This window comes from Martelella sp., from assembly GCF_984369615.1.
The window spans coordinates 1-11,975 of the sequence record NZ_CFHTCS010000115.1; the positions used below are offsets into that span (position 1 = coordinate 1).

At 63.9% G+C, this 11,975-nt stretch carries 9 protein-coding genes; 7 read left to right on the forward strand and 2 right to left on the reverse strand.

Annotated elements, in window-relative coordinates:
• Positions 1-1,057, reverse strand: a 1,057-nt coding sequence (locus tag AC5DC2_RS11155; protein ID WP_491698523.1) for an acyl-CoA dehydrogenase family protein, incomplete at its 3' end; no start/stop codon positions are given.
• Positions 1,058-1,206: 149 nt separating this feature from the next.
• Between AC5DC2_RS11155 and AC5DC2_RS11160 the strand changes: the two genes are divergently transcribed.
• From AC5DC2_RS11160 to dprA, 4 genes are all read left to right on the forward strand, one after another.
• Positions 1,207-2,148, forward strand: a complete 942-nt coding sequence (locus AC5DC2_RS11160) for an aspartate carbamoyltransferase catalytic subunit (protein WP_024708372.1) — start codon at positions 1,207-1,209, stop codon at positions 2,146-2,148.
• Positions 2,145-3,434, forward strand: coding sequence for a dihydroorotase (locus AC5DC2_RS11165; protein ID WP_491698524.1), 1,290 nt, complete (start codon positions 2,145-2,147; stop codon positions 3,432-3,434). The genes AC5DC2_RS11160 and AC5DC2_RS11165 overlap by 4 nt, the downstream gene beginning before the upstream one ends.
• Before the next feature lie 15 nt (positions 3,435-3,449).
• Positions 3,450-4,067 (forward strand): glycerol-3-phosphate 1-O-acyltransferase PlsY, encoded by a 618-nt coding sequence (gene plsY, locus AC5DC2_RS11170; protein ID WP_024708370.1) that lies wholly within the window; start codon positions 3,450-3,452, stop codon positions 4,065-4,067.
• A gap of 61 nt (positions 4,068-4,128) precedes the next feature.
• Complete coding sequence (gene dprA, locus AC5DC2_RS11175; protein WP_024708369.1) at positions 4,129-5,253, forward strand: DNA-processing protein DprA; 1,125 nt, start codon at positions 4,129-4,131, stop codon at positions 5,251-5,253.
• Between the two features lie 69 nt (positions 5,254-5,322).
• Here the strand turns inward: dprA and AC5DC2_RS11180 are convergent, their stop codons facing one another.
• Entirely contained in the window at positions 5,323-5,664 is a 342-nt protein-coding gene (locus AC5DC2_RS11180) for a hypothetical protein (protein WP_491698525.1), read from the reverse strand.
• A 346-nt stretch (positions 5,665-6,010) separates the two neighbouring features.
• Between AC5DC2_RS11180 and topA the strand changes: the two genes are divergently transcribed.
• The 3 genes from topA (at position 6,011) to AC5DC2_RS11195 (ending at position 11,846) form a co-directional block, all read left to right on the forward strand.
• Positions 6,011-8,683, forward strand: a complete 2,673-nt coding sequence (topA, locus tag AC5DC2_RS11185) for a type I DNA topoisomerase (RefSeq protein ID WP_491698526.1) — start codon at positions 6,011-6,013, stop codon at positions 8,681-8,683.
• 47 nt (positions 8,684-8,730) lie between these two features.
• Positions 8,731-10,995, forward strand: coding sequence for a ribonuclease R (gene rnr / locus AC5DC2_RS11190; protein WP_491698528.1), 2,265 nt, complete (start codon positions 8,731-8,733; stop codon positions 10,993-10,995).
• A gap of 404 nt (positions 10,996-11,399) precedes the next feature.
• Positions 11,400-11,846 (forward strand): DUF983 domain-containing protein, encoded by a 447-nt coding sequence (locus AC5DC2_RS11195; RefSeq protein WP_491698527.1) that lies wholly within the window; start codon positions 11,400-11,402, stop codon positions 11,844-11,846.
• Positions 11,847-11,975: the final 129 nt, after the last annotated feature.

The window sequence follows — 11,975 nt, forward strand, 5'->3', positions numbered from 1 at the left end:
CGGCCACATCGAGCGCCAGATCGGCGAGCACCCGCATCATCAGCGGCTGGCTCACCAGAGCCTTGCCATGGACGCTGCGGCCGCGCGCGGCATGGGTCGCCTCGGCAAGGGCGGCGCGCATCAGACCCGAGGCCATCACGGCGCTGTCGAGCCGCATCAGGGTCAGCATGTCGAGAATGGTTCTCAAGCCGGTATCCGGCGCGCCGAGCAGAAAACCGAAGGCATCGGAAAACTCGATCTCGGCGGCGGCATTCGAGCGCAGCCCGAGCTTGTCCTTCAGCCGCTGATAGCGCAGGGCGTTGGTGCGCCCCTCGTCCAGCAGGCGCGGAACCAGAAAGCAGCCCGGCTTGCCGTCGACATCGGCAAGCATGATGAAAGCATCGCTCATCGGCGCGGAGACGAACCACTTGTGGCCCGACAACCGGTAGACGCCCTCGCTGACGCGCGCGGCCTTTGTGGTCAGCGCGCGCGTGTCGCTGCCGGCCTGCTTCTCGGTGATCGCCAGCCCGACGGTCGCCGCCGTTTTCTGCGCCTGCGGACGGTTGGTCGAATCATATTTGCGCGACAGGATTTTCGGGGCCCATTCCGCGCGCAATTGCGGCGTCGCCGCCAGAACCGCAAGCGAGGCGGAAGTGGCGGACAAGGGCTCCAGATGCCCGCATTCAAGCTGTGCCGTCAGGAACAGGCGGACGGCCCTCAGCTTGTGCGCCTTCGATTTCGAATCGGCATCGCGCGGCGGTTCCCAGAGCGAGGAATGCAGCCCCGACGACATGGAGCGGCGCAGAAGCGCGTGCCAGGCCGGATGGAAGGCGACCGTGTCCAGCCGTTCGCCGGCGGGACCGTGGGTCTTCAGTTGCGGCAGGCTGGTATTGGCCATCTGCGCCAGTTCCTGCGCTTCCGGCGAGGTCACATAGCGCCCGATCGTGTCGAACTCTTCGCGCAGCGGTCGCGCCAGGTTGCGCGTCAGGTCGCCGAGAAGCGGGTCGGAATGAAAGGCGTTGTACCCGCTCCACGGTTTTGGCTGGTTCAACGTCCTGAAAACATCATTGTCGGGCATCGCCGTTTACGCACTTCTTTTTGAAGACAGATCGCAGAGTTGGCACGGTTCGATATAATCTGTCAAAGCTTGCAGCCGGGCCGGTGAGCCATTATAGACGCCAGGACTTCAAGCGATAGACCGCACGGCCTCATATGGAGGAAAGCTTCATGGTCTTCTTTCCCCACCGCCACCTGATCGGCATCAAGGGCCTGTCGCCCATTGATATCGGCACGCTTCTCGACAAGGCCGAAGAGGCCATAGCGTTCAACCGTTCCCGCGAGAAGAAAAACAGCGTTCTGCGCGGGCTCACCCAGATCAACCTGTTCTTCGAGGCCTCGACCCGAACGCAGGCCTCCTTCGAACTGGCCGGCAAGCGGCTGGGCGCCGACGTGATGAACATGTCGGTCGGCAATTCATCGGTGAAAAAAGGCGAAACGCTGATCGACACGGCGATGACGCTGAACGCCATGCACCCGGATGTGCTGGTGATCCGCCATGCCTCGGCGGGCGCTGCAGCGCTTCTTTCGCAAAAGGTCGCCTGCTCGGTCATCAATGCCGGCGACGGCGCGCATGAGCACCCGACCCAGGCCCTGCTCGACGCGCTCACCATCCGTCAGGCCAAGGGCCGGCTCGACAATATCGTCGTCGCCATCTGCGGCGATATCCTGCATTCGCGCGTCGCCCGCTCCAACATCATCCTTCTGAACACGATGGGCGCGCGGGTGCGCGTCGTCGGCCCGGCAACGCTTCTGCCCGCAGGCATCCGCGACATGAGCGTCGAGGTCTTCGACAATATGGAAGACGGACTGAAGGACGCCGACGTGGTGATGATGCTGAGATTGCAGCGCGAACGCATGTCCGGCGCCTTCGTGCCCTCGATCCGCGAATATTTCCGCTTCTGGGGGCTCGATGCGGAAAAACTGAAGGCCGCCAGGGAAGACGCGCTGGTGATGCATCCCGGACCGATGAACCGGGGCGTGGAAATCGCCACCGACGTCGCCGACGGTCCGCAAAGCGTGATCGAGAAACAGGTGGAAATGGGCGTCGCCGTGCGCATGGCCGTGATGGAAACGCTGATGCTTTCGGGAAATGAAGGAGCACGCGCATGAAACCGCTCGTTCTGAACAAGGCCCGCATCATCGACCCTTCCCGCGACCTTGACGAGACCGGCACGATCATCGTTGCGGACGGCCGCATTGTCGCCGCCGGTCGCGATGCCGCCAACCAGGGCGCGCCGGAAGGCGCCGAGATCGTCGATTGCGCCGGCCTCGTTGCCGCGCCGGGCCTTGTCGATGCCCATGTCTTCGTCGGCGAACCCGGTGCCGAACACACCGAAACCATCCATTCGGCAAGCCTTGCGGCGGCTGCCGGCGGCATCACCTCCTTCGTGATGATGCCCGATACAAATCCGCCGATCGATGATGTCGCATTGCTGGAATTCGTGCTGAAGACCGCTCGCGACAACGCCGTCGTCAACGTCTTTCCTGCTGCGGCGCTGACCAAGGGTCTGGCCGGTCTCGAGATGACGGAAGTGGGCCTCTTGAAGGGCGAGGGCGCGGTGGCCTTCACCAATGGCCGCTACTCGCTCTCCGACAACCGCGTTCTGCGCCGGGCGATGACCTATGCCCGCGCCTTTGACGCGGTGGTCTCGCTCGAGCCGCGCGACCGCTATCTCAGCGAAACCGGCGTGATGAACGAGGGATTGTTCGCAAGCTGGCTCGGCCTTTCCGGCATACCGCGCGAAGCCGAGATCATTCCGCTCGAGCGCGACCTCAGGCTCGCCGCGCTGACCGGCGCGCGCTATCACGCAGCGCTCGTCTCCGTGCCCGAATCGGTCGAGGCGATCCGCGTCGCCCGAGAACGCGGGGCCTTCGTTTCCAGCGGCATCTCGATCAACAATCTGACGCTGAACGAGAACGATATCGGCGAATACCGCACCTTTTTCAAGCTGACGCCGCCGCTGCGCCACGAGGAAGACAGGCTGCAGATGGTCGAGGCGCTGAAGAACGGCCTGATCGACATCATCGTCTCCTCGCATGATCCGCAGGACGTCGATACCAAGCGCCTGCCGTTTTCCGATGCCGAGGACGGCGCGATCGGGCTCGAGACCATGCTGTCCGCCGCCCTTCGCCTGCATCATTCGGGCGAGATATCGCTGATGCGGCTGATCGACGCAATGTCGACCCGGCCGGCAAAGGTGTTCGACCTTGATGCCGGTACGCTTCGGCCCGGCGCGCGGGCCGATATCACGCTGATCGACCCGGAAGAGCCATGGATCGTCACGCCCGACCGCCTCGTCTCGCTGTCGAAAAACACAACCTTCGAGAATGCCCGCTTCTCCGGCCGCGCTGTCAGGACCTATGTCGCCGGCTGCTGTGTCTATCAGGCGCGCTAGGAAAGGAACCGCATCGTGGGGGAATTATTCGCTTTCGACCTGACGCCGGTTCAGGCGCTGATCGTGATCGCGATCGGCTATCTTCTCGGGTCCCTGCCCTTCGGCTATCTCATCACCCGCATGGCGGGCCTCGGCGACATCCGCAAGATGGGCTCCGGCAATATCGGCGCGACCAATGTCCTGCGCACCGGCAAGCGGCATCTCGCGGCCCTCACCCTGCTGCTCGACGCGCTGAAGGCGACCTTCGCCGTCATCATCTGCGCAAAGCTTTACGGCACGGACGCAGGACTTGTCGCCGGCGCGGCGGCCTTTATCGGCCACCTCTTTCCGATCTGGCTCGGCTTCAAGGGCGGCAAGGGTGTGGCGACCTATATCGGCGTGCTGCTCGGCATCGCGCCCGCCGCCGTCCTGATCTTCGCGTTCGTCTGGCTGCTGGTCGCCCGGCTGTCGCGCTATTCCTCGCTGTCGGCGCTTGTTGCAACACTTGTCATGCCGGTTGCCTTGTGGATAATGGATCAACCGCAGGCTTCACTGGTCATGGCCGTCCTCACGATCATTTCCTGGTGGCGGCACAAGGCCAATATCGAACGCCTGATATCGGGCAGCGAAAGCAGGATCGGAGACAAGGGGTGACGGACAGGCTGGCTTCTCAAGGCGGCGCTTCGGCGCTGTGCCATAAAAGGGAAGCCGCCCGTTGAGCCCTTCCGGCATTTCGCTATCAGAGAGCCAGCGCATCGCCTGGCTCAGGCTGATCAGAAGCGACAATGTCGGCCCGGCGACCTTTCGCGAACTCATCAATCATTGCGGCAGCGCCGAAAAGGCGCTCGATATGCTGCCCGAACTCGCAAAGCGCGGCGGCGCCATGAAGCGCATCCGCGTTGCCAGCATTGCCGATGCCGAACGCGAGATGGAGGCGGCTGCCCGCCACAACGGGCGCTTCGTTGCCATCGGCGAACCTGACTATCCGCCCGCCTTGCGCGCGATCGACGGCGCGCCGCCGCTTCTGGCCATGTGCGGCAGCGGCGAGACGGCGACGCGGCCGACGCTCGGCATTGTCGGTGCGCGAAACGCCTCGGTCGCCGGCGCGAAATTCGCGGCCATGATTGCGGCGGCGGCGGCCGGCGCGGGCTATACGGTGGCTTCGGGCCTTGCCCGCGGCATTGACGCCGCCGCCCACCACGCAAGCCTGAAGCACGGCACGCTTGCCGCCCTTGCCGGCGGCCTTGACCGGATCTATCCGCCGGAAAACACCGAGCTCTATCACCGGATCTGCAGGGAGGGTGGCGTTGCCATCAGCGAAATGCCTTATGGCTGGGAGCCGCGCGCGCGGGATTTTCCCCGGCGCAACAGGCTGATTGCGGGTTCCGCGCTCGCCGTCGTCGTCGTCGAGGCCGCCATGCGCTCCGGCTCGCTGATCACCGCGCGGCTGGCCAACGAGGCCGGCCGGCTGGTGCTCGCCGTTCCCGGCTCGCCGCTCGATCCGCGCGCCCAGGGCAGCAATGGCCTGATCAAACAGGGCGCGATGATCGTCTGCTCGCCCGAGGATGTGCTGGAGGCGCTCGCGCCGCTGTCAAACCTTGATCTGCCGTTTACCGGCAACGCCGGAGAGGAGCCCGAGCCGGAGGGCGAGGCCCCCTCCGAACCGGCCGAGAACGATCGCCAGCGCGTTGCCGAGGCGCTCGGCCCGAGCCCCTGCGAGATTGACGACCTGATCCGGTTTACGGGAGTGAATGCGGCCACCGTTCAATTGATCCTTCTGGAACTCGATCTCGCCGGCCGGCTGGTCCGCCACCCCGGCGGACGGATATCTCTTGCGTGATCGGTTGTTCATTTTCGATCAAAAAGGTATCACAACAACTACCCTGAATTGAAACTAAATATCAGACTTCTACTTCCTATTTACATTCGTGATCAGTTGCGACTGAACTTCACCCGCCTCAAGATAGGCCATGTCGATCAGGTAGCATAAAATTTCCGTCCCTTCCTTGTCAGAAAGGCGACGCAGCTGGCCAAGTATCTGCCTTATATATATAATTTCGTCTTCCGTCAGTCTTCTTTCATTATCGTTCCCGGAGATGTTCGCTGGCATGTATTCACCCATAAGCCTTACCTGGCCGTTGTCTCGCCATGACTTCGTCTTGTTTTGAACAATACCGCTCCAGCGCGGGATTGCAATTGATAAAGGTATTGTCTTGCGGTTGTCATTGGTTGTATTTGCGTGAAAATCCACAACGGCCCTTGACCGGACGCCAAACCCTGTCCATTTCGACACACGAAGGAACCGGCACGAAGGTCGGGTTTGCACTGCCCCCCGTTTTCGCGGTAAAGGCAGTGCCGATCGAGCTTGAGAGAACGCTTGCGACGACAGGACCGTGGACTTCTGCCACGCCTTTTCGCACCAGCGTCATCCCGGCACACGCTGACGGAAAATGCCGACCGCGCTCCCGCTGACGGCCTTCCAAAACGCGCTGGCAAGACAGGCGGAGGCCCGCAGGCTTCTCCCGCTCTGTTGACCGCGCCGGGGAGGCAGCCGAAGATGCGCGCGAGAAGGCACAGACAGAATTGAGACGGAAGACATGGACGTAGTCGTTGTAGAGTCCCCCGCCAAGGCGAAGACCATCAACAAATATCTGGGCAAGGACTACAAGGTTCTGGCGTCTTTCGGCCATGTCCGCGACCTTCCGCCGAAGGACGGGTCTGTGCTGCCGGACGAGGACTTCGCCATGTCCTGGAAGGTCGACACGGCGTCGGCCAAGCGGGTGAAGGATATCGCCGACGCGGTGAGGGATGCCGATGGCCTCATTCTGGCGACCGACCCGGACAGGGAAGGCGAAGCGATCTCCTGGCATGTGCTCGACCTTTTGAAGAAGAAGAAGGTGCTGAAGGACAAGCCGGTCAAGCGCGTCGTCTTCAACGCTATCACCAAGAAGGCCGTGCTCGATGCCATGGCCAATCCGCGCGACATCGACGAAGCGCTGGTCAACGCCTATCTCGCCCGCCGCGCGCTCGATTATCTCGTCGGCTTCAACCTGTCGCCGGTGCTCTGGCGCAAGCTGCCGGGCGCCCGCTCGGCCGGCCGCGTTCAATCCGTGGCGCTGCGTCTCGTCTGCGACCGCGAGAGCGAGATCGAACGCTTTGTCCCGGAAGAATACTGGAACATCGTCGCCGACCTGAAGACCGTGCGCGGCGATGCGTTCGAGGCGCGGCTGGTGCAGGCCGACGGTAAGCGCGTCCAGAAGAATTCGATCAAGGACGGCGAACATGCCGGCCGCATCAAGGAGTTGCTCGAAGGCGCGACCTATTCGGTGGCAAGCGTCGAGGCGAAGCCCGTGCGCCGCAATCCCGGCCCGCCCTTCACCACGTCGACGCTGCAGCAGGCGGCCTCGTCGCGCCTCAGCTTTTCGGCATCGCGGACGATGCAGGTGGCGCAGCGGCTCTATGAAGGCGTCGATATCGGCGGCGAAACCGCCGGTCTCATCACCTATATGCGTACCGACGGCGTATCCATGGCCCCGGAAGCCATTGCCGGCGCGCGCGACGCGATCGGCGATCAGTTCGGCCAGCGCTACCTGCCGGCCGAGGCGCGCCACTATTCGGTGAAGGCCAAGAACGCGCAGGAAGCGCATGAGGCCATCCGCCCGACCGATTTCACCCGTACGCCGCAATCGGTGAAGAAATATCTCGATGCCGACCAGTTCCGCCTCTACGACCTCGTCTGGAAGCGCGGCATCGCCAGCCAGATGGCATCGGCCGAGATGGAACGCACCACGGCCGAGATCACCGCAGCTAAGGGCGGCGAGAGCGCGGGCCTGCGCGCGGTCGGCACGGTGGTGAAATTCGACGGCTTCCTCAAGGCCTATGCCGACAATCGCGAGGAGAAGCAGCCTTCCGACGAGGATGAGGATGACGGCCGCCTGCCGGAGATCAATGCCGAGGAGAAGGTCGACAAGGAAAAGATCCGCGCCACCCAGCATTTCACCGAGCCGCCGCCGCGCTATTCGGAAGCCTCGCTGATCAAGAAGCTGGAAGAGCTCGGCATCGGCCGCCCCTCGACCTATGCCTCGACGCTGGCGACGCTGCGCGACCGCGAATACATCGTCATCGAGAACCGCAAGCTGACGCCGGAGGCCAAGGGCAGGCTGGTAACGGCCTTCCTCGAGAACTTCTTCAACCGCTATGTGGAATATGATTTCACGGCGGATCTGGAAGAAAAGCTCGACAGGATTTCCGACGGTTCGCTGGAGTGGAAGCAGGTCCTGCGCGACTTCTGGAAGGATTTCTTCGCCCAGATCGAGGACACCAAGGAGCTGCGCGTCACCAATGTGCTCGATGCGCTCAACGAGGCGCTGGCGCCGCTTGTCTTCCCCAAGCGCGAGGACGGCTCCGATCCGCGCATCTGCCAGGTCTGCGGCACCGGCAAGCTGTCGCTGAAGCTCGGCAAATACGGCGCCTTCGTCGGCTGCTCCAACTATCCAGAATGCAACTTCACCCGCCAGCTCGGCGCGGATGCCGATGCCGAGGCCAACGGCATCAACCCGAACGAACCCAATGTGCTCGGCGAAGACCCGGAGACCGGCGAAACCGTGACGCTGAGAACTGGCCGTTTCGGCCCCTACGTCCAGCGCGGCGAAGGCAAGGAGGCCAAGCGCTCCTCGCTGCCGAAGGGCTGGAAGCCGGAAGACATCGACCTGGAAAAGGCGCTGCAGCTTCTCGCGCTGCCGCGCGATGTCGGCCCGCACCCGGAAGACGGCAAGATGATTTCCGCCGGGCTCGGTCGCTATGGCCCCTTCGTGCTGCATGACGGCACCTATGCCAATGTGGAAAGCATCGACGACGTCTTCTCCGTCGGCGTCAACCGCGCCGTCTCGATCATCGCCGACAAGCGCGCCAATGGCGGCCGCAGGCGCTCCGCTCCTGCCGCGCTGAAATCGCTCGGCGAACATCCCGATGGCGGAGGGGAAGTCACCGTCAATGACGGCCGCTACGGCCCCTATGTCAAATGGGGCAAGATCAACGCCACGCTTCCCAAGGGCAAGGACCCGCAATCGGTAACCATGGAAGAGGCCGTTCCGCTGCTGACAGCGCGCATGGAAAAGACCGGCGCGAAAAAGCCCGCCAAGAAGAAGGCTCCGGCCAAGAAGACGGCGGAAAAGAAGACAACCACCAAAACCGCTTCGGCAACCAAGAAGGCATCGGCTTCGAGAAAGAAGAAGACCGATGAGGCCGAGGCCGAAAAGAGCGACAGTTGAGCGCAAAACCCAGGACCGGCACGGGCGCAGAAAAGCCCGACGCAATCATGCACGGCGAAGTGCCGCCGCGCGACGTTCTCTTGAAGTTCATCGCCGACAATCCCGACCGCGCGTCCAAGCGCGAGATCGCCAAGGCCTTCGGCATCAAGGGCGCGGCCCGCGTCGCGCTGAAGGACCTTCTGCGCGACCTTGAGGACGAGGGGCTCCTGCAGAAGAAGCGCAAGAGCCTCGTCCGTCCCGGCGCGCTGCCGCCGGTCACCGTGCTCGACATCACCACCCGCGACAAGGACGGCGAGCTGATCGGCCGCCCGGCGGAGTGGCCGGAGGAGGAAGGCGCAGCGCCCGCCGTTCTCATCCGCCAGTCCGGCGGCGGCAAGAACGGCAAGCGCAAGGTGCCGACGGCTGGCCTCAACGACCGGGTCGTCGCCAAGATCTTTCCGTCGAAGTCCGAGACCGGCCCGGCCTATACCGCCCGCATCATCAAGGTGATCGACAAGCGCCGCGCCGCAGCGCTCGGCGTCATCCGCATGTTCGACGACGGTTCGGCCCGGCTGATGCCGATCGACCGGCGAGACAACGAGATCGCCATCGACGAAATGGCGCTCAACGGCGCGAAGGACGGAGACCTTGTCGAGGTCGATGTCAGGCGTTCGGGCCGCTACGGCCTGCCGCGCGGCGAGGTGCTGACGATCGTCGGCTCGCTGGCTTCGGAAAAAGCCGTGTCGATGATCGCCATCCATGCGCACGGCATTCCGCATATCTTCCCCAAGGATGTGATCGACGAGGCGGATGCGGCAACGCCCGCGACGATGAAGAACCGCGAGGACTGGCGCGACGTGCCGCTTGTGACCATCGACCCGGCGGATGCCAAGGACCATGACGACGCGGTTTATGCCGAGCCCGACACGCGGCCCGAAAACGAGGGCGGCGTCATCGTCACCGTCGCGATCGCCGACGTTTCCTACTATGTGCGCCACAAATCCGCGCTCGACCGCGAGGCGTTGAAGCGCGGCAATTCCGTCTATTTCCCCGACCGCGTGGTGCCGATGCTGCCCGAACGGATATCGAACGACCTCTGCTCGCTGCGCGAGGGCGAGGATCGCCCGGCCATGGCCGTGCGCATGGTGTTCTCGAAGGATGGCCGCAAGGCGTCCCACACCTTCCACCGCATCATGATGAAAAGCGCGGCGAAGCTTTCCTACAGCCAAGCCCAGGCCGCGATCGACGGGACGACCGACGACAAGACCGGCCCGTTGCTGGAACCCGTGCTGAAGCCGCTCTGGACCGCCTACGAGACGATGAAGCGCGGGCGCGACCGCCGTCAGCCGCTGGAACTCGACATGCCCGAGCGCCGCATCCTGCTGAAGGAGGACGGCACGGTGGACAAGGTGGTGGTGCCGCCGCGCCTCGATGCGCACAAGCTCATCGAGGAAATGATGATCCAGGCGAATGTGGCGGCTGCCGAGACGCTGGAGAAGAAGCGCCAGGCGCTGATCTACCGCACCCATGACGCGCCCTCCCTTTCCAAGCAGGAGAGCCTGCGCGAGTTCCTGGCGACGCTTTCCATTCCGCTGGCCAAGGGCGGCAATCTGAGGGCCAATTCCTTCAACGGCATCCTGTCGAAGGCCGAACAGTCGCCGCAGAAGGACCTGATCAACGAAATGGTGCTGCGTTCGCAGAGCCAGGCCGTCTATTCGCCGGAAAATGGCGGGCATTTCGGCCTCAACCTGATGAAATATGCGCATTTCACCTCGCCGATCCGCCGCTATGCCGACCTGATCGTCCACCGCGCGCTGGTCGCCGCCCTGTACCTTGGCGAAGGCGGACTGGAGCGCGAGGAGGAAGAGCAGCTCGACGATATTGCCGCCGAGATCTCCACCTTCGAACGCCGCGCGATGGCGGCCGAGCGCGAGACGGTCGACCGGCTGATCGCCCATCATCTGGCCGGCCGCATCGGCGAGAGTTTCGATGGCCGCGTTGCCGGCGTCACCCGCTCCGGCCTGTTCATCGCCCTGCCCCAATACGGCGCAGACGGCTTTGTGCCAGTCTCCACCCTCGGCGGCGATTATTATGTGCATGACGAGGTGCGCCAGGCGCTGGTCGGCGAGCGGTCCAACCTCGGCTACCAGCTGGGCGACACTGTCGAGGTGCAGCTTGTGGAGGCGATCCCGCTGGCAGGCGCGCTGCGCTTCGAGATGCTGTCGTCCGGCCGCAAGCTCCCCGCCCCCACCCGTTCCTTCCACAAGTCGAAGAGCGGACGCCCGATGCGCGGCGGCGGCGCGGGACGCCGGAGCGGACGCGGCCGGCGGTAGGCCGGGAGATCGCCTTATCCGGGCTTTTGCAAGAATTATCGCATAAAGACGGCGGCCGGTCGCGCCGCCTGACGGGCGGCGGCTGCTGGACCAACGGCAACGCCACGGTCTGCGCCGCGCGGTAAGGACAGTCTCGGCTGTACCTGTTCGGTATGCACCGGCCTCCCCCACTAATCTCCCCCCTTGAGGGGGAGATGTCGCGAACGCGACAGAGGGGGGTATTGGAGCCAACTTCTGGCACAGGGCCGTGTTGCAATCGGCTCACCCCCCTCTGCCCCTGTCGGGGCATCTCCCCCTCAGGGGGGGGGCGATCCGATGGCATTGCCCATGCCGCGCCACAGTCACCGCCGCACCATTGCGTTTCGTCAGACTTTCGGGATAAATCGGGCCTCACGGAGGACATCATGCCCGAACAGGCCGACGACAATCACCGCCGCTATGGCGAAACGCCCGCCGACGAGCGCCGTCTCGCGCCCGCCATGCTGACGGGCCTTAAGGGCCGCTGCCCCGCCTGCGGCAAGGGAAAGCTGTTCTACAAATACCTGAAGACCGTGGACCACTGCGAGAACTGCGGCACGGAAATCCACCACCACCGCGCCGACGACCTGCCCGCCTATCTCGTCATCCTCGTGCTCGGCCATTTCATGGTCGGCGGCTATATGACCGGCGCGGAACTGTTCGACGCGCCCGACTGGGTGCATCTCGCCGTCTGGGTACCGCTCACGGCGCTTACCGCCTTCGCCCTCATCCAGCCCATGAAGGGCGCCGTCATCGGCCTGCAATGGGCGCTGAAGATGCACGGGTTTGACGGCAAGGGACGGGAAGAGGCGGTGGATTATTCCGAGCGCTGAGTCATTGTGCGGGCTTTCGATCAACGGATATTCCGTCCATGTTCCGTTGTTCGATACAGGGCGTCTTGCGCAACCTAGATGTGGGCTTTCAGGAGGTTGTCCATTCGGAGCGGACCGAGGAGACTGGAG